Origin of the sequence: Acidovorax sp. 99 (assembly GCF_003096455.1) — a bacterium.
In the GTDB taxonomy this organism is placed as follows: Bacteria; Pseudomonadota; Gammaproteobacteria; order Burkholderiales; family Burkholderiaceae_C; genus Acidovorax; species Acidovorax delafieldii.
In genome coordinates, this window is the sequence record NZ_QEKU01000001.1 from 3,045,684 (window position 1) to 3,063,236 (window position 17,553).

The 17,553-nt window shown below is 57.3% G+C and carries 16 protein-coding genes; 12 read left to right on the forward strand and 4 right to left on the reverse strand.

The features are described 5' to 3' along the window. Positions 1–44: 44 nt before the first annotated feature. On the reverse strand, positions 45–800 hold the full coding sequence (gene yihA / locus C8C95_RS14180) for a ribosome biogenesis GTP-binding protein YihA/YsxC (RefSeq protein ID WP_110959758.1): 756 nt from the start codon (positions 798–800) through the stop codon (positions 45–47). Between the two features lie 72 nt (positions 801–872). On the opposite strand from yihA, the gene C8C95_RS14185 reads away from it, so the two are divergent. The 5 genes from C8C95_RS14185 (at position 873) to C8C95_RS14205 (ending at position 7,047) form a co-directional block, all read left to right on the forward strand. After that, complete coding sequence (locus C8C95_RS14185; protein WP_015012649.1) at positions 873–1,502, forward strand: c-type cytochrome; 630 nt, start codon at positions 873–875, stop codon at positions 1,500–1,502. Positions 1,503–1,648: 146 nt separating this feature from the next. Beyond that, a complete protein-coding gene (locus C8C95_RS14190; protein ID WP_116749007.1) occupies positions 1,649–3,802 on the forward strand; it encodes a cytochrome c biogenesis protein ResB in 2,154 nt (717 codons plus the stop codon). Beyond that, positions 3,799–5,148: a c-type cytochrome biogenesis protein CcsB gene (gene ccsB / locus C8C95_RS14195; protein WP_116749008.1), complete on the forward strand. Its 1,350-nt coding sequence runs from the start codon at positions 3,799–3,801 to the stop codon at positions 5,146–5,148. The genes C8C95_RS14190 and ccsB overlap by 4 nt, the downstream gene beginning before the upstream one ends. Before the next feature lie 182 nt (positions 5,149–5,330). Next, positions 5,331–6,335: a protein-methionine-sulfoxide reductase catalytic subunit MsrP gene (gene msrP / locus C8C95_RS14200; protein ID WP_116750292.1), complete on the forward strand. Its 1,005-nt coding sequence runs from the start codon at positions 5,331–5,333 to the stop codon at positions 6,333–6,335. Between the two features lie 61 nt (positions 6,336–6,396). Further along, complete coding sequence (locus tag C8C95_RS14205) at positions 6,397–7,047, forward strand: protein-methionine-sulfoxide reductase heme-binding subunit MsrQ (RefSeq protein ID WP_116749009.1); 651 nt, start codon at positions 6,397–6,399, stop codon at positions 7,045–7,047. Between the two features lie 71 nt (positions 7,048–7,118). Here C8C95_RS14205 and C8C95_RS14210 read toward each other — a convergent pair whose 3' ends face one another. Further along, complete coding sequence (locus tag C8C95_RS14210; RefSeq protein ID WP_056062016.1) at positions 7,119–7,946, reverse strand: MBL fold metallo-hydrolase; 828 nt, start codon at positions 7,944–7,946, stop codon at positions 7,119–7,121. 115 nt (positions 7,947–8,061) lie between these two features. Further along, on the reverse strand, positions 8,062–8,268 hold the full coding sequence (locus C8C95_RS14215; protein WP_116749010.1) for a lipoprotein: 207 nt from the start codon (positions 8,266–8,268) through the stop codon (positions 8,062–8,064). 12 nt (positions 8,269–8,280) lie between these two features. Between C8C95_RS14215 and cyaY the strand changes: the two genes are divergently transcribed. Further along, positions 8,281–8,610 carry an iron donor protein CyaY gene (cyaY, locus tag C8C95_RS14220; RefSeq protein ID WP_056060182.1) on the forward strand — a complete coding sequence of 110 codons (330 nt, stop codon included), beginning with the start codon at positions 8,281–8,283 and terminating at the stop codon, positions 8,608–8,610. A 51-nt stretch (positions 8,611–8,661) separates the two neighbouring features. Here cyaY and C8C95_RS14225 read toward each other — a convergent pair whose 3' ends face one another. Beyond that, positions 8,662–11,055 carry a penicillin-binding protein 1A gene (locus tag C8C95_RS14225; RefSeq protein WP_116749011.1) on the reverse strand — a complete coding sequence of 798 codons (2,394 nt, stop codon included), beginning with the start codon at positions 11,053–11,055 and terminating at the stop codon, positions 8,662–8,664. 267 nt (positions 11,056–11,322) lie between these two features. Here C8C95_RS14225 and C8C95_RS14230 point away from each other — a divergent pair, with 267 nt between their 5' ends. Genes C8C95_RS14230 through C8C95_RS23545 form a run of 6 tightly spaced genes read left to right on the forward strand, consistent with a single transcriptional unit; the run spans position 11,323 to position 17,518 of the window. Next, entirely contained in the window at positions 11,323–12,402 is a 1,080-nt protein-coding gene (locus tag C8C95_RS14230) for a pilus assembly protein PilM (protein WP_015012658.1), read from the forward strand. Next, on the forward strand, positions 12,399–13,019 hold the full coding sequence (locus tag C8C95_RS14235; RefSeq protein ID WP_116749012.1) for a PilN domain-containing protein: 621 nt from the start codon (positions 12,399–12,401) through the stop codon (positions 13,017–13,019). The genes C8C95_RS14230 and C8C95_RS14235 overlap by 4 nt, the downstream gene beginning before the upstream one ends. Position 13,020: 1 nt before the next feature. After that, on the forward strand, positions 13,021–13,689 hold the full coding sequence (locus tag C8C95_RS14240) for a type 4a pilus biogenesis protein PilO (RefSeq protein WP_116749013.1): 669 nt from the start codon (positions 13,021–13,023) through the stop codon (positions 13,687–13,689). Beyond that, on the forward strand, positions 13,686–14,231 hold the full coding sequence (locus C8C95_RS14245) for a pilus assembly protein PilP (protein ID WP_116749014.1): 546 nt from the start codon (positions 13,686–13,688) through the stop codon (positions 14,229–14,231). The genes C8C95_RS14240 and C8C95_RS14245 overlap by 4 nt, the downstream gene beginning before the upstream one ends. Then, positions 14,228–16,363: a type IV pilus secretin PilQ gene (locus C8C95_RS14250; protein ID WP_116749015.1), complete on the forward strand. Its 2,136-nt coding sequence runs from the start codon at positions 14,228–14,230 to the stop codon at positions 16,361–16,363. Before C8C95_RS14245 ends, C8C95_RS14250 begins: the two co-directional genes overlap by 4 nt. 21 nt (positions 16,364–16,384) lie before the next feature. Further along, the gene (locus tag C8C95_RS23545) at positions 16,385–17,518 is read left to right on the forward strand and encodes a hypothetical protein (RefSeq protein ID WP_133246237.1); all 1,134 of its coding nucleotides are present in this window, start codon (positions 16,385–16,387) and stop codon (positions 17,516–17,518) included. Positions 17,519–17,553: the final 35 nt, after the last annotated feature.

Below are 17,553 nucleotides of genomic sequence, written 5' to 3' on the forward strand. Positions count from 1 at the left end.
ATGCATTCTGTAGCTGCCAGCGCATGATGCAATTGCGCTTGCGGCTAGTTGGTCTCGGATTCGCTGGTGGGCGAAGGCTGTACGGGGCCGCTACTGGCCGCAGCCGCAGGGGGCTCTTCGGCGAGGGGCTTGACCGGGTGCGCCCACTGCCACAGCAACTGGGCCACTTCATCCACCCCTTGCTTTTTGAGGGCCGAGAACATCTTCACCTCGCCACCGCCGGCGTGCAGTCGCGTAATCGACAGCACCTTGGCCTGTTCGGCGCGCGTGAGCTTGTCGGCCTTGGTCAGCACGATGAGGAACTTGAGTCCTTCTTCCACGCGGGGGCGCACCACTTCGAGCAACGCCTCGTCCAGCTCGGTCAGGCCCAGGCGGGGGTCGCACAGCAGCACGATGCCCGTGAGGCCGGGGCGGCTGACCAGGTAGTTCACCATCACCTGCTGCCAGCGCACCTTGTCCGAGCGCGACACGGCGGCGTAGCCGTAGCCGGGCAAGTCGGCCAGCACCGCGTCCATCACCCCCTGTTTGCCCAGCGAGAACAAATTGATGTGCTGGGTGCGCCCCGGCTTCTTGGAGGCAAACGCCAGCTGCTTTTGCTGGGTGAGGGTGTTGATGCAGGTGGATTTGCCCGCGTTGGAACGGCCCACGAAAGCGATTTCGGGTACGTCGATGGGCGGCAGGTGGTGCAGCTGCGCCGCCGTGGTGAGGAACCTGGCGGTGTGCATCCAGCCCATGGCGATTTTGGCGTCAGGTGCGGGCGGGAGAGAGCCAGCAACTGGCGCAGAGGGGGGTGTCGTCATGGGGAGTTGGGAGAGAAAGAACCATCATTGTAGAATCGCGAGGTTTTGCGCACATAAACACACACCCTCGATATGAAGTTGCTCGCCTCATTGCTGACGGCTGCCGCACTGGCAGCACCTGTTTTTTCGGCCTTTGCAGCGGGTGACGCACCCAAAGCGGCCAAGCCGGATCTCGTCAAAGGCGAGGCCAGCTTCACTGCGGTGTGTGCGGCTTGCCACGGCGCAGACGGCAACTCGGCCATCGCGGCCAACCCCAAGCTGTCGCAGCAACACCCCGAATACCTGGTCAAGCAGCTGCAGGAATTCAAGTCCGGCAAGCGCAACAACGCCATCATGAAGGGCTTCGCCACGGCCCTGTCGGACGACGACATGCGCAATATCGCCTACTGGCTCACGTCCAAGCCCGCCAAGGCCGGCTTTGCCAAGGACAAGGACCTGGTGGCCATGGGTGAACGCATCTACCGCGGCGGCATTGCCGACCGCCAGATCGCCGCGTGCGCTGGCTGCCACAGCCCCAATGGCGCTGGCATCCCTGCGCAGTACCCCCGCCTGTCGGGCCAGCACGCCGACTACACGGTGTCGCAGCTGAACATGTTCCGCGACGGCTCGCGCGCCAACAGCATCCAAATGACCCAGGTGGCCGCCAAGCTCAATGACAAGGAAATCAAGGCCGTGGCGGACTACATCGCCGGCCTGCGTTGATTGATTGCTTGATATTTGTCATGGCCCGGCCTGATTGACCGGGCGGCACGGAACCTACCGCCAATAACAACCCCAAAAAGGGCGGGTCCATCGCAGCGATGGTCCCGCCCTTTTTCTTTCGCGCTTCGCAGACACCGCACCCACCCATGTCCGACAACACCCAGGGCCTTCGCATGAAGTCCGGCTCCCAGGCCCTGCGCGCCGGGGTCGAGCTGCTGTCTTCGATGCGGTTCGCCATTTCGCTGCTGACGGTGATCTGCATCGCCTCGGTCATCGGCACGGTGCTCAAGCAGCACGAACCTTCGGCCAACTACGTCAACCAGTTCGGACCGTTCTGGGCCGAGTTGTTTGGCGCCATCCAGCTCAACGCGGTGTACAGCGCCTGGTGGTTCCTGCTGATCCTGGCGTTTCTGGTCATCAGCACTTCGCTGTGCATTGCCCGCAACACGCCCAAGATCCTCACCGACCTCAAGGTCTACAAAGAGAACATCCGCGAGCAAAGCCTGAAGGCGTTTCACCACAAGGCGGAGGCTGCGCTCAGCGACTCTGCCGAGGCCGAGGCACGCCGCATTGGCACGCTGCTGGCGGGGGGCGGGTGGAAGGTGCGCCTGCAGCAGCGCGACACCGCCGCCGGCCCAGGCACCGGCTGGATGGTGGCGGCCAAGGCGGGGGCGGCCAACAAGATCGGCTACATCGCGGCGCACAGCGCCATCGTGCTGGTGTGTGTGGGGGGGCTGCTGGATGGCGACCTCATCGTGCGGGCGCAGATGCTGCTGGGCGGCAAGTCGGTCTACGCCGGGGGCGGGCTGATCGCCGATGTGAAGCCCGAGCACCGCTTGTCCGAGCGCAACCCTACCTTCCGGGGCAACCTGCTGGTGGCCGAGGGCACGCAGTCGAGCACCGCCATCCTGAGCCAGTCCGATGGCGTGCTGCTGCAGGACCTGCCGTTTGCGATCGAGCTCAAGAAGTTCATCGTGGAGCACTACTCCACGGGCATGCCCAAGCTGTTCGCCAGCGAAATCATCATCCACGACAAGGCCACGGGTGAGAAAACGCCCGCCCGTGTGGAGGTAAACCACCCGGCCAGCTACAAGGGCATCGAGATCTACCAGTCGAGCTTTGACGACGGCGGCTCGCACCTCAAGCTGCGCGCCGTACCCATGGTGGCGGGGGCCAAGCCTTTCGATGTCGAAGGGGTGGTGGGCAACTCCACGCAGCTCACCAACAAGGGCGGAGGCCCTGGCAGCGATACGCTGACGCTGGAATTCACGGCGCTGCGCACCATCAATGTGGAGAACTTTGGCGGCGCTGGCCCGGGCGGCAGCGGTGCCGACGTGCGCAAGGTGGATCTGCGTGAATCGGTGGAATCGCGCCTGGGCGCCGCCAACAAAACCGTCACCAAAAAAGAACTGCGCAACGTGGGCCCCAGCGTGAGCTACAAGCTGCGTGATGCGGCCGGCCAGGCGCGGGAGTTCCATAACTACATGTTGCCGGTGGACACTGGCGACGGCGTGCCCGTGTTCCTGCTGGGGGTGCGCGAGTCCCCGGCAGAGCCCTTCCGCTACCTGCGGGTACCGGCGGATGACAAGGGCAGCATGGACGGTTTCATGCGCATGAAGGCCGCCCTGGCTGACCCCCAGGCCCGGGAGCAGGCGGTGCGCCGCTATGTGTCGCAGGCCATGGACGCCTCGCGCCCCGACCTGGCCGAGCAACTGCAGCAGTCTGCCGTGCGTGCACTCGCGTTGTTCGCGGGGCGTGGTGTGGTCGATGGCAAGCCCACCGGCGGGCTGCAGGCCATCTCGGACTTCATGGAAGCCAATGTGCCCGAGGCGGAGCGGTCGCGCGCAGGCGAGGTACTGGTGCGCATCCTGAACGGTACGCTGTTCGAGCTGGCCCAGTTGACCCGCCAGCGTGAGGGCCTGCCGCCGCTGCCGCAGGACGAGCAGACCCGGGGTTTTATGACCCAGGCCGTGCTCTCGCTCAGCGATGCGCAGATCTACCCAGCGCCGCTAGCGTTTGAACTCAAGGACTTCACCCAGGTCCAGGCCAGCGTGTTCCAGGTGGCACGAGCCCCTGGCAAGAATGTTGTCTATCTGGGCTGCGCCTTGCTGATCCTGGGCGTTTTTGCCATGCTCTACGTGCGCGAGCGGCGCGTGTGGGTCTGGGTGGCCCCGCAGGATGGCCGTACCCACGCCACCATGGCCCTGTCCACCAACCGCAAGACCATGGACGGCGACCAGGAGTTTGTCCAGCTCGCACAAAAACTGATCGGGGCATCGCCCCGCGAAGGCACCGCATGAATACCGCGACTTCTTCCTCGACCGTCACCACGATCACCCTGAACGAGGGGTTCTTCGCTCGCCGCAACTGGTTTGACTGGCTGTTTGCCGCCATCGTGGCCGTGGGGGCGTTGTATGCGCTGCAGCGCTACGGGGCCTTCATGGATGTCTACGAAAAAGGCATTTTGCTGGGCGCCATTCCGAGCACCATCTGGCTGGGCTGGTTCTGGCGCCCGCTGCGCGTTCTGATGCTGGTGGTGGCGGCCGTGGCGCTCATGGCCATTGGCCTGTACCAGCAAGATGGGGCAGGCAGCCTGGCGCGGGCCGACACGGTGTTCGGCCTCAAGTATTTCCTGTCCAGCCAGTCGGCCATCCTGTGGATGAGCATGCTGTTTTTCATCAGCACGGCGTTTTACTGGGTGGGGATGTTTGCACGTGGCGAAGGCAAGACCATGAGCATGCTGGGCTCGCGCATTGCGTGGGTGGCGGTGGCCATGGCGCTCATTGGCACCCTGGTGCGCTGGTACGAAAGCTACCTCATCGGCCCGGACATTGGCCACATCCCGGTGAGCAACCTCTACGAAGTGTTCGTGCTGTTCTGCTGGATGACGGCCGCGTTCTATCTGTACTACGAAGAGCAATACGACACGCGCGCCCTGGGCGGCTTCGTGATGCTGGTGGTGAGCGCGGCGGTGGGCTTCCTGCTCTGGTACACCGTGGTGCGCGAAGCGCATGAGATCCAGCCGCTGGTCCCTGCGCTCAAGAGCTGGTGGATGAAGCTGCATGTGCCCGCCAACTTCATCGGTTACGGCACGTTTGCGCTGTCGGCCATGGTGGCGTTTGCCTACCTCATCAAGCAGCAGGCCACCGAAACCCGTTGGTACAAGCTGGCGCCGCTGTGGCTGCTGGGCGTGGTGCTGTGTTTCGAGCCCATCGTGTTCCGCCAGGGGGCGACGGAGAATGGCGGCAGCTACTGGATGGTGTACTTCGGCATTTCTGCGCTGATCGTTGCGGGCATCCTGCTGGGGCGCAAGCGCATCGCGGCGCGTCTGCCTTCGTTCGAGATTCTGGATGACGTGATGTACAAGTCCATTGCGGTGGGCTTTGCGTTCTTCACCATCGCTACGGTGCTGGGTGCGCTGTGGGCCGCCGAGGCCTGGGGCGGCTACTGGAGCTGGGACCCCAAGGAAACCTGGGCCCTGATCGTCTGGCTCAACTACGCGGCGTGGCTGCACATGCGGCTCATGAAAGGCTTGCGCGGTACCGTGTCCGCCTGGTGGGCGCTGGTTGGCCTGGCGGTGACAACGTTCGCGTTCCTGGGCGTCAATATGTTCCTGAGCGGCCTGCACAGCTACGGCACGCTGTGATGATTCAAGGCCTGCTAACGACTCCCCGCGAGATTGTTGGCAGGCGCGGCAGGCATGTCGGGCATTCGGTGGCGCGCAACAACTATTGCGTCTTCGGTGTAACCTGAGCGGTCCAGGGAACGAACTAACAGTTGTTCTGCTCTACCGCTGCAGCTGTCTCACCCCACATGACCGGAGCCACCATGCTGATCCCCTCGCGCGATTCGGGTTTTCACCACCCACACTCCTCCGAAATCACCCCCCGCTCGGTCTATGAAGACCGCCGCCAGATGCTCAAGCTGATGGCAGGCGGTGCCGCTGGTGCGGCAATGGCGGCGTGGGCGGGCCGTGAGGCCCTGGCGCAGCAGGTGGCGGTCACGCGTCCCGGCAAGCTGGCGCCTCTGGTGGGCGCCAAGTCGGCGGTGGCAGGTGCGGTTTCCATGGAGAAGCTCACGGACTACAAGGACGCGAGCACCTACAACAACTTCTACGAATTTGGCACTGACAAGGCCGACCCCGCCCGCAATGCGCACACCCTCAAGACCAGTCCGTGGACGGTGGAGGTCGAGGGCCTGGTCAAGAAGCCCGGCAAATACGGCATTGAAGACCTGATCAAACTCAGCGCGCAGGAAGAGCGCATCTACCGCTTGCGGTGCGTGGAAGGCTGGTCCATGGTCATCCCGTGGGTGGGGTACTCGCTGGCCGAGCTGATCAAGCGGGTGGAGCCCCAGGGCAGCGCCAAGTACGTCGAGTTCGTGACCCTCGCCGACAAGGCCACGATGCCATTCGTCGGCTCGCGCGTGCTGGACTGGCCTTATGTGGAAGGCCTGCGCATGGACGAAGCCATGCACCCTCTGACCTTGCTGGCCTTTGGCATGTACGGCGAGGTACTGCCCAACCAGAACGGTGCACCGGTGCGTCTGGTGGTGCCATGGAAGTACGGCTTCAAGAGCGCCAAGAGCATTGTGAAGATCCGCTTTGTCGAAAAGGAACCCGGCACCGCTTGGAACAAGGCGGCCCAGCAGGAGTACGGGTTCTATTCCAACGTGAACCCCAATGTGGACCACCCCCGCTGGAGCCAGGCGACCGAGCGACGCATTGGCGAAGACGGCTTGTTTGCCAAGAAGCGCAAGACGCTGATGTTCAACGGCTACGAAGCCCAGGTTGGCCAGCTTTACGCCGGCATGGACCTCAAGAAGTTTTACTGATGGCCCTGGTCTCGCCGCCATCGTTGGCGGTGTATGAGGCTGTGGTCTTCTCTTGATCGCGATGCGAAAACTACTGCTCCACCCCGTCGCCAAGCCGGCGGTGTTTGTGTTGTGCCTGTTGCCGCTGGCATGGCTGGTCTATGCGGCGGTGGCGAACCAGCTGGGTGCCAATCCTGCGGAGGCATTGATCCGGGCAACCGGTGACTGGACGCTGCGGGCGCTCTGCCTGGTGCTGGCCATCACTCCACTGCGCGTCATCACCTCCACTCCTCAGCTGGCTCGGTTTCGGCGCATGCTGGGGCTGTTCGTGTTTTTCTATGGCGTGCTGCACCTGCTGAGCTACAGCTGGTTCGACATGGGTTTTGACATCCCGGACATCCTGCACGACATCGCCAAGCGGCCATTCATTCTGGTGGGTACATTGGCCCTGGTGCTGCTGGCCCTGCTAGCCGCCACGTCATTCAATCGTGCGATCAAGGCACTGGGTGGCAAACGCTGGCAGGCGCTGCACCGCACCGTGTATGCGGTGGCCGGGTTGGCGGTGCTCCACTTTTTCTGGATGCGTGCTGGCAAGAATAACTTTGGCGAAGTGGCGGTCTACGCCGGCATCCTCGGCGCGCTGCTGGGCTGGCGGTTTTGGCAACGACTGCGCAAGCGGTCGGCCACACCGGCAGTTGCTGCGGCAAGACGGACAGCCGCACGATCGTCTTGAGGTTGATTACTACCAAATTGATAGCTTTCAGCGCATATTTTCAATACGCTAGCAGCCGATTTGGCTGATTTTTAACCGTTGACTGCCCGCAGCGCTGGGCGCATTTGCCGGGTCACTGGGTCGATGTACCCGGTGGGAATCTGGTAGGCGCGGTCATCGAACAGGTCAATGCCACACATCAGGTTCTCGATCCATTCAAAGAAGTCGTTGATGGCTTCCTTGCCCATGATGGGGGCGCCGTGCTGCGGCACCAGCATGGCAATGTCGAGCTGCCGGGCCATGCGCGCCCACAGGCGCAGGATCTTGTTGGACACCATGTAGCGGCGATGGAAGCCCTCCATGCGCGGGATGTGCGCCTTGAGGTCGGTCACCGGGACACGGGCCTCGGCCCCCGACATCATGGACACCCCCAGGTCGCCCGTGAACAGGATGCGGCTGACCGGATCGTAGAAGTGGAAATTGCCTTCGGAGTGCATGAAGTGCGCGGGTAGCAGCACCAGCTCATGGCGTCCCAGGGGCAGATGGCCGCCGCCGTCCGGCACACCGATCACCCGGTTTTCTGTCTTGCCCACCTTGGTGAAGTGCGGCGCAAAGCGCTCCCAGACGCGCGAGATCACCAGGTTGGCCTTGGTGCTGGTCATCCAGCGGTCCAGCGAGGCGATGATGTCTGGGTCTGCGTGCGAGGCAATCAGGTACGACAGCTTGTGGGGCGGGAAATGTTTGGTCATCCCCATGAACAGCTCGTTGAACGCGAGATTACCGCCCGGGTCGATGATCGCGCCGGTGTCGTCGTCCACGATCAAGAACTGATTGGCCTGCACGGCCTGCCCATCCTCCTCAATGAGGTCGGTGAACATCAGGCAAGCATGATTTTTGTCGCGGTAGAGTTCCAGGGCCATGGCCATCCTGCGGTGCAATAAAGCGCAGACTGTACGAGTACCCCTAGAGTTTGTGCTTGATGGAAATCAAGCGAAACCGCATTGCCTGGCGATCCTGCGCAGGCGGCTGGGTGCGTCAGCGTGGCTGGGAGGCGGTGGCAGCGGGCGTTGGCGCACTGCTGGCGTCGTTGCCCGGGGTGAGTGTTTGCGGTAGCGTGGCACGCTGGCTTGCCGCAGGGCCGGTGGGCAGATACAACGGCCCCCGCTGACCGCAGCCGACGAGGGCTGCCGCACTGGCAGCAAGGACAAGCGTCCTGACTAGAATTTGGGGAGCTTTCAACATGCGCAAATTGTAATGACCGACCTCGAATTCATGGACCACGCCGAACAACTGCTGCTTGCCGTCGAACGCAGTTGTGATCGCATCAATGACACCTCGGATGCCGATGTGGACAGCCAGCGCTCGGGGGGCATGGTGACCTTGACATTTCCCAACCGCAGCCAGATCGTGATCAATCTGCAAAAACCGCTGCACGAGGTTTGGATGGCCGCCCGGTCTGGCGGCTATCACTATCGTTTTGATGGCAGCCATTGGCAGGACACCAAAGGCGCCGGAGAATTTTTTGCATGCCTCACGCGCGATGCCTCGCAACAGTCCGGGATGTCGCTGCAGTTTGCCCCGTAACTTACTCCGCGCCCGCCCAGCTGAGGAGGGGCGCGGCGGAGTATGCGGCGCTCAGTTTCGGAACAAGTCGAGGATGCGGCTGCGCTCTTCAGAAGGCGGAGGTGCTTGGGGCGCTACTGCGGGAGACGCGGACCGGTCGTCCACACCCACGCTTGAAACACCCGCATTGCGTGCGTACTCGTCGTAGAACCACTCACCGCCCACATTCACGACACCGGGCGGCACTGTAGGCTCCATCACTGGCACGCCCTTCAGCGCACGCTCCATGAAGCTGATCCATACGGGCAGGCTGAGCCCGCCACCGGTTTCGCGGCTGCCCAGATTGCGTGGCGTGTCATATCCAATCCAGGTGACAGCCGCGATGGTGGGCTGGAACCCTGCGAACCACGCGTCCACCGAATCGTTGGTAGTGCCGGTTTTGCCATAGAGATCGGGGCGCTTGAGAGTGGCCTGGGCCCGCGCTGCAGTGCCGGTGCGGGTCACCTCCTGCAACAGACTGCTCATCACAAAGGCATTGCGTGCGTCGATGGCCCGGGGCTGCTCGTTGAGCGCCGGTGGCGTGATTTCTGAAATCACTCGCCCCTTGTGGTCAGTCACCTTGGCAATCAGCCAAGGATTGACGCGGTAGCCCCCGTTGGCAAACACGGAATAAGCGGATGCCATTTGCAGGGGCGTGACCGAGCCCGCACCCAGCGCCATGGTCAGGTAGGCCGGGTGCTTTTCTGGGTCGAATCCAAATCGTCCCACCCATTCCTGCGCGGTTTTGGGTCCTACGGCTTGCAGGATCCGAATGGAGATCATGTTTTTGGACTTCGCCAAGCCTGTGCGCATACTCATGGGGCCGTCGTACTTGCCGTCGTAGTTTTTGGGTTCCCAAGGCTGGCCGCCGGTGATACCCGCATCAAAGAACAGCGGGGCATCGTTGATCACGGTGGCAGGCGTGAAGCCCTTTTCGAGCGCTGCTGAATAGATGAACGGCTTGAAGCTCGAACCAGGCTGGCGCCATGCCTGCGCTGCATGGTTGAACTTGTTCTTGTCAAAGTCAAATCCACCTACCAATGCCCGGATGGAGCCATTGCGGGGGTCAAGGGCTACAAAAGCCCCTTCCACTTCGGGCAGCTGTGTAATCTCCCATGCGCCCTTTGGTGTCTTGACCACTCGGATGACGGCGCCGCGCCGGATCTTGATGTTGGGCGGCGCCTTGTCGCTGAGCCCCGACTGCGCTGGTTTGAGTCCATCGCCGGTGATCTCCAGTGAGTCCCCATTGGCTCGTGCGGCCAGGATGCGTTTGGTGGATGCTTCCAGCACCACAGCGGAGAGTACGTCTCCGTTGTCTGGGTGGTTGGCAAGGGCGTCATCAATGGCGTCCTCCACTTCCTGGGCTGCTGTGGGCAACGCGACGAACTTCTCTGGTCCCCGATACTGCTGGCGCCGCTCGTAGTCCATGATCCCGCGCCGCAGGGCCACATAGGCGGCCTCTTGCTCCGCCGCATTGAGGGTGGTGTACACGTTAAGGCCGCGTGTGTAGGCCTCGTTGCCGTACTGGGCGAAGATTAGCTGGCGGGTCATTTCGGCAACGTATTCCGCGTGGATGCGCGTGTTGTCGGGCCCCGTACGGATTTTCAACTCTTCCTTCTTGGCTTGCTCTGCTTGTTGCGCAGTGATGAAGCCGTTCTCTTCCATCCGTTCGATGATGTACTGCTGTCGAGCGCGGGCACGTTTGGGATTGCTGATGGGGTTGTAGGCAGATGGTGCCTTGGGCAGGCCCGCAAGCATTGCTGCTTCAGCAATGGAAACGGATTTCAGCGGTTTTCCAAAATAAGCCTCGGAGGCTGCCGCAAATCCATACGCACGATTGCCAAGGAAAATCTGATTCATGTAAATCTCAAGAATCTGATCCTTGGTCAGCAAATGCTCCAATTTGAAAGTCAGTAAGATTTCGTAAATTTTGCGAGTAAATGTTTTTTCTGATGATAGATAAACATTTCGCGCAACCTGCATGGTGATCGTCGAGGCGCCCTGGCTTTTCACACGGCCCAGATTGGCGAGGCCCGCACGCAGCACGCCTTTGTAGTCCACACCACCGTGCTGGAAGAAGCGAGAGTCTTCGATCGCCAGCACTGCGTCTTTCATGACCTGCGGAATCTCGTCGATGGGCGTGAGGTTGCGACGCTCTTCTCCAAACTCGCCCAATAAGGCCCCTTCCGCAGAGTACACCCGCAGCGGCAATTTGGGGCGGTAGTCCGCCAAGTCAGAGATGTCCGGCAGGTTGGGGTAGGCCACCGACAGAGCCACAGCGATTGTGAGCGCCAAGCCCACGGCCGCGGCCGCCGCCAGTCCAGTGATCCATAGAGCGATGCGAACCAACCAGCGAAGCCAACTGGGACGGGTGCGAGCAGGAGAGGAGTCCGACTTGTCGGAGGACTTCGAGGGGGAGGGCGGCATATCGCTCCGATGGGGTAAGACCACCCATTATAAAAATGTCCGCCGCTGGGGCTGGAAATCCGATTTCGTACTTGGCAAGGTGTCGCTGAAAGGCTTCCCGTAGTAGCCAAGCGGTATTGCAGTGCTCTGAAATTTCGTCTGCTTTTGGCAACGCTCTTCGGGCGTTACAGGGGGAAAAATCTTTGCCGGAGAACTATCTTACTGATAGCATTCATGTGAAGTGTTAAGTTTTGTTGCCTCATTTTGGCAAGTTACAGGGGACCAATCTTGATCTCAATGGGGTCTTTGTTCAATCGCCAGTCTGCTCCGCTGCTGGGAATCGACATCAGCTCCTCCAGTGTCAAGCTGGTGGAGTTAGGGCGCGATAAGGCAGGTAGTCTGGTCCTAGAGCGTTGCGCGATCGAGCCGCTGGAGCGAGGCTGGATCACCGATGGCAACATCGAAAAATTTGACGAAGTGGCCGACGCATTGCGTCGACTGGTCAAGAAGAGCGGCACTCGAACCAAAAACGTGGCACTGGCATTGCCCCCCTCCGCTGTGATCACCAAGAAGATTACGCTGCCGGGTGGAATGACGGAGCAGGAGCTTGAGGTTCAGGTCGAATCCGAAGCCAACCAGTACATCCCATTTTCGCTCGACGAGGTGAGCTTAGATTTTTGCGTTATTGGTCCCAGCAAAAACGCGCCCGGGGACGTTGACGTTCTGATTGCTGCCTCCCGGCGCGAAAAAGTCCAGGACCGACAGGGCTTGGCGGAGGCTGCTGGGTTGAAGCCCGTGGTGGTCGATATTGAATCCCATGCATCGCGATTGGCTGCAGGGCGTCTCATTGAAGCGCTGCCGAATAAAGGCGTCGATGCGATGGTGGCGCTTTTCGAGGTGGGCGCCTTGACGACCAGTATGCAGGTGATTCGGAACGAAGAGGTTCTGTACGACCGCGACCAAGCCTTCGGCGGCGCCCAGCTGACCCAACTGATTGTTCGGCAATATGGTTTCTCTGTGGAAGAAGCCGAGAGTAAAAAACGCAGCGGTGATTTGCCGGAAGACTATCAATCAGCGGTTCTTCGTCCTTTTGTTGACAGCATGGCCCAAGAGATTGGCCGAGCCCTCCAATTCTTCTTCACCAGCACGCCCCACAACCGTGTGGACCATATTATGCTGGCTGGCGGCTCGGCCCCACTGCCAGGGCTAACCGAGGCTGTCACCCAGCAAACCGGTTTTGCGTGCAGTGCTGTCAATCCATTTGACGGTATGGAAATCGGAAGTTCCGTGCGACTGAAAAAAATGGTGCGAGAAGCGCCGTCTTACCTGACCTCTTGCGGTCTCGCTATGCGGAGGTTTCTGCAGTGATCCTCATCAATCTATTACCTCACCGTGAAGAGGCGCGTAAACGTCGCAAGGAGGCATTCCAGGCGACGATGTTTGCGTCGTTTCTGTTGGGTCTCGCTATTGCCGGAGCCATCTATTGGTGGTTTCAAATTATGATCGCGGATCAGCAGAATAAGAACGCTTTCCTCCAGCAGGAGATTAAGGTGTTGGAGGGGCAGATCAAAGAAATTGCCACGATTGAGGATGAGATTGCCTCACTACGTGCGCGTCAGAAGGCTGTTGAAGATCTGCAGTCAGATAGAAATTTGCCGGTTCATCTGCTCACCGAACTTGTAAAACAACTGCCCGATGGGGTTTACGTGACGGCGATCCGGCAGGCTGGACAAACGATTACCATGCAAGGCATGGCGCAGTCCAATGAACGAGTTTCTGAGTTACTGCGTAATTTGGCAAGCAACACGCCATGGCTTGCCAAACCGGAGTTGGCTGAAATTACTGCTAGTACTGTGGCTTTGAGTCAGCGAGATCAACGGCGAGTCTCGTCTTTTAACTTGAGATTTCAGTTGGTACGGGCTAGTGATGCTCAGAAATCTATAGCTGCAGCGAGTGCCGCAGCGTCTTTGCCGGGAGGTAAATAGCATGGCGAAGGCAAATGTAAAAGAAAAATCAATAAGTACAGCTGAGCGGTTAGACGCTATACAGCGCCAGTTTAAGAATCTGGATGGTAGAGATCCGTCGGCTTGGCCGTTCTTACCAAAAAGTATTCTCTGTATTTTAATTGCTGGTGCCGTTGCGGCTGTCTCTTGGTTCGCCTTTCTGCAAGATTTTGAAGTCCAGTTGGATGGGGAGCGCAACAAAGAGGTGGCGTTGCGAACGGACTACCAGAAGAAACTTGTGAAGGCTGTGAGCCTAGATGCTCTAAAGAAGCAGAGAGAGCAGATTCAACAGTACGTGATCCAGCTAGAAAAACAACTTCCGAGTAAAGCTGAAATGGCAGCACTATTATCTGATATAAATCAGTCTGGTTTGGGGCGTAGTCTTCAGTTTGAGCTTTTTCGTCCAAGTCAAGTTGTTGCAAGGGATTATTACGCCGAGCTGCCAATTTCTATAAGAGTCACAGGTAAATATCATGATATTGGAGCATTTGCATCGGATGTGGCGCATCTGTCTCGCATTGTAACGCTCAATAATATATCGATTACCCCTGGGTCTCGTGACATGTTGATGATGGATGCAACTGCCCGAACGTTCAGGTATCTGGATCCGGAGGAGATTCAGGCGCAAAAAAAAGCTGGGGGGGCTAAATGACAAAGGCTCACCTTAGCTTGTTTTTTGTGGGTTGGTCACTAGCACTAACTGGTTGTGCGCCTTCGGGTGAAGATGAATTAAGATCGTGGATGGCTGAACAGAGAGCTACAACTAAGCCTAGCGTTCAGCCTTTGACTGAGCCCAAAAAATTCATTCCCGAGCCTTACACTCAAGAAGGTGCTGTAGAACCGTTCAATCAGATCAAGTTAACTCAAGCACTAAAGCGTGACACTAATCAAGTGGCATCAAATGCTGCTTTGATTGCGCCAGAAATGACTCGCCGAAAGGAGTCTCTAGAGGCTTTTCCACTAGATTCGATCGCAATGGTCGGAAGTTTGAATAAATCCGGCGTGCCTACCGCATTGGTAAAAGTTGACAATCTGATTTATCAAATAAGAGTTGGGAATTATATCGGGCAAAATTACGGCAAAGTTATTAAAATCACGGAAAGCTCGGTTCAGCTGCGTGAAATAGCTCAGGATGCAACTGGGGACTGGGTAGAGCGCTTAACGTCGCTTGATCTGCAAGAGGTTAAAAAATGAAACCAAATAGTAGCAAATTTCTGACTTATTGCCGTAGCGCTGCTGTTGGCATTTCAGCTATTTTTATATCTTTTGCGGCATCTGCGCAGGGGGCAATTAGTGCAGTATCCGCCAGCGTTCAGGCTGGTGTCGAAACATTAAAAATTGATTTTACTGAACCTGTTGCAATCTCTCCCACGGGGTTCGCAACGCAATCACCTGCTCGAATAGCGTTAGATCTCCAAGGTGTGACCAATTCCTCCGGTAAGTCTCTGTACGAAGTTAATCTTGGCAATCTGAGATCTATTAATATAGTACAGGCTGCTGAGCGGTCGCGGGTTGTTTTGAATTTGAAAGTGCCTGCGGCATACAAAACCGAATTGAAGGGGAATTCACTTTTTCTTTCATTGGAATCCACTGCAGCGGTATCTGCGGCCACATTGGCGCCAAGCCCTGCGTTTTCTGAGAATAGAAATGTCGATATATTGCCCCTTAGGGATATTGATTTTCGCCGTGGTTCCGACGGAGCGGGGAGGGTGATAGTTAATCTGAATAATAGTCAGGTAGGGGTGGATCTGCAACAACAGGCCAAAGGTATCGTTGTGGATTTTATGCGGTCCTCCCTTCCTGAGGGGTTGCGTCGTCGTCTTGACGTTACTGATTTTGGTACTCCTGTGCAGACAGTAACTACGACGCAGTCGGGGGAACGCGTGCGGATGTTGATTGAGTCCAGCGGTGATTGGGAGCACAGCGCTTATCAAAGTGATAACCAGTTTGTCGTTGAAATTCGACAGAAAAAAATTGATCTCAGCAAGTTAACGCAAGGCCCTGGATATTCTGGTGAAAAACTATCATTAAATTTCCAGAACATTGAGGTGAGATCTTTGTTGCAGGTCATTGCAGATTTCACTAATTTTAATATTGTGACTTCTGATACGGTAACCGGTGCACTGACGCTGCGATTAAAAGATGTCCCATGGGATCAAGCTCTGCAAATCATCATGGATGCTAAAGGTCTTGGAATGCGAAAGACTGGATCTGTGCTCTGGATTGCGCCCAAAGACGAAATTGACACACGCACGAAAAAGGACTTTGAAGCTGCCCAAGCTATTCAAAAGCTTGAACCCCTAAAGACGCAGGCCTATCAACTTAACTATGCTAAGGCTGCTGATATTCTTACGCAGCTCACTACCAGTAATGGTGCGGCAGGAGTTACGAGCACTCGATTCTTATCGGAGCGAGGCAGTGCCATCTCCGAGCCAAGAACCAATCAGTTGTTTGTTACGGACACGCCCAATAAATTGGAAGAGGTGCGTCTTCTATTGGCGAGCTTAGACGTTGCTGTGCGGCAAGTTCTCATTGAAGCCAGGATCGTTGAGGCTCGCGACACTTTCGGGCGTTCGCTGGGTGTGCGCTTGGGAGCTACAGATTTACGAGCTAATCGAGGAGGTGATGGTGGATATGGGCTTGGCGGCGATAATCGTGTCGCATTTGGTACTTCCTACAACAATGCAGTTGCTTCAAGCGGAGCTGGTGGGGTAACAAACACGAGCGGTAATTTTGTGAATTTACCTGCTAGCTTATCCAATGTGGCAAGTGTTGGCAGTTTTGCACTTTCTATTTTTAATTCTGCGGCAAATAGGTTCTTGACATTGGAATTGTCTGCTATGGAGGCGGATGGTAAGGGGCGTATTGTTTCAAGCCCCCGTATCATCACTGCTGATCAAACAAAAGCGTTGATTGAGCAGGGTACGGAATATCCTTATGCCATCACGGCGCCCAATGGTGCCACTACTCTAGCGTTCAAAAAAGCGGTACTTAAACTAGAGGTCACTCCACAAATTACACCAGAAGGAAATATAATATTGGATTTGGATGTTAATAAGGACAGTCGAGGGGAGACCACGACCCAAGGTGTGGCGATTGACACAAAGCATGTAAAGACCCAAATTTTAATTGAAAATGGCGGCACTGTGGTAATTGGTGGAATCTTCGAAATGGAGGAGACTAACCAAGAGAACAAGATTCCGTTGTTGGGTGATGTTCCTGTTGTTGGAAATCTGTTCAAGAGCCGAACAAAAGAGTCCACCAAGCGTGAAATGTTGGTGTTTATCACTCCCAAGGTTATCTCTGACAATGGGCCTAGAAAATAAGCAATAACCTCTTGATTGATTATGAAAAACTTTCTTAAATCCATGCTCGTTGCCGTAGCGAGCGCTCTACTTGTGGCATGTGGTGGTGGCGGCGGCGGTGGCACGCCCAATGGGCCATCGGCCACTCTGAGGGTCTATCCTCCCGTCGATACTATTAGCCTTCCTGTGGGGGCAAGTGGCTCTACCGGTATTGAGGTCCGTGGAGGCAAGGGACCTTATGGAGTTATCAGCTCCGACGCCTCGGTGAGCGCCACGTTGTCGACAGATGGGATATTGTTTATCTCGGGGAATAGTGACGGCACGTCGACTCTGACTGTGTATGATGAAAGTTTGCCTGTTCAACAAGTGAAAATTACTGTAACTGCCAAAGCTGTTCCACTTGTGAGCAGTGCTGGTACGGCAATTACATTGCGTCCAAACCAATCGCTGCAATTTAACGTGAGGGGTGGGGTTGCTCCTTACTCGGTGAATAGCTCCGACGCAAGCGTCGTGAGTGCTTCTATTTCAGGCTCGGCTGTAACAGTCGTAGGCTTGCCAAAGGCTGGAACGGCTACAGTTTTGATCACTGATGCAGTTGGCGCTACTCTGAGCGTTGTGGTTACCGTGCAGGTTAGTACATTGACAACTTCTCCTGCAACAATCACTGGGCCTGCAGGCACCTCGAACACAGTCGTTATCAGTGGTGGCGTGGCTCCGTACATTGTGAGTTCAACTAACACTGCCGTTGCTACGGCAAGCATTTCTGGCAATTCGGTATCGGTCGGCTTGGTTTCTCTGGGTACATCCGATATTAAGATCACGGATGCTGCTGGGCAGTCAGTTGTCGTGTCGGTCACCGTTAACTCCAATGTTTTGCAGGTGTCGCCCTCAAATCAGACGATAGATGAGAAAAGTCCAACAGCTACTACGTTAACCTATTTGATTGCAGGTGGTACTGCACCTTATACTCCACTGGTCAGTCCGGCTGATCAAGGATTTTTTACCACACTCTCCATTACTGCTAACACGTTAACTGCTGTAGTACCAGCCTCTTCATTAACGACACGTTGTGTCACTGCTGACAAAACAATTGCTATCGATATTTTTGACTCCAAGCTTGTCAAGCAAACTGTGACGCTAACCATTAAAGATGGTGGCGCTGTGGCTTGTCCATAAATTCTGATATGCTCTCAAAAAAGGCCAATAATTGG

Bases quoted from the DNA above. Each gene is read 5' to 3' on its own strand.
- yihA (WP_110959758.1), bottom strand. From the start codon at position 800: ATGACGACACCCCCCTCTGCGCCAGTTGCTGGCTCTCTCCCGCCCGCA.
- C8C95_RS14185 (WP_015012649.1), top strand. From the start codon at position 873: ATGAAGTTGCTCGCCTCATTGCTGACGGCTGCCGCACTGGCAGCACCT.
- C8C95_RS14190 (WP_116749007.1), top strand. From the start codon at position 1,649: ATGTCCGACAACACCCAGGGCCTTCGCATGAAGTCCGGCTCCCAGGCC.
- ccsB (WP_116749008.1), top strand. From the start codon at position 3,799: ATGAATACCGCGACTTCTTCCTCGACCGTCACCACGATCACCCTGAAC.
- msrP (WP_116750292.1), top strand. From the start codon at position 5,331: ATGCTGATCCCCTCGCGCGATTCGGGTTTTCACCACCCACACTCCTCC.
- C8C95_RS14205 (WP_116749009.1), top strand. From the start codon at position 6,397: ATGCGAAAACTACTGCTCCACCCCGTCGCCAAGCCGGCGGTGTTTGTG.
- C8C95_RS14210 (WP_056062016.1), bottom strand. From the start codon at position 7,946: ATGGCCCTGGAACTCTACCGCGACAAAAATCATGCTTGCCTGATGTTC.
- C8C95_RS14215 (WP_116749010.1), bottom strand. From the start codon at position 8,268: ATGTTGAAAGCTCCCCAAATTCTAGTCAGGACGCTTGTCCTTGCTGCC.
- cyaY (WP_056060182.1), top strand. From the start codon at position 8,281: ATGACCGACCTCGAATTCATGGACCACGCCGAACAACTGCTGCTTGCC.
- C8C95_RS14225 (WP_116749011.1), bottom strand. From the start codon at position 11,055: ATGCCGCCCTCCCCCTCGAAGTCCTCCGACAAGTCGGACTCCTCTCCT.
- C8C95_RS14240 (WP_116749013.1), top strand. From the start codon at position 13,021: ATGGCGAAGGCAAATGTAAAAGAAAAATCAATAAGTACAGCTGAGCGG.
- C8C95_RS14245 (WP_116749014.1), top strand. From the start codon at position 13,686: ATGACAAAGGCTCACCTTAGCTTGTTTTTTGTGGGTTGGTCACTAGCA.
- C8C95_RS14250 (WP_116749015.1), top strand. From the start codon at position 14,228: ATGAAACCAAATAGTAGCAAATTTCTGACTTATTGCCGTAGCGCTGCT.
- C8C95_RS23545 (WP_133246237.1), top strand. From the start codon at position 16,385: ATGAAAAACTTTCTTAAATCCATGCTCGTTGCCGTAGCGAGCGCTCTA.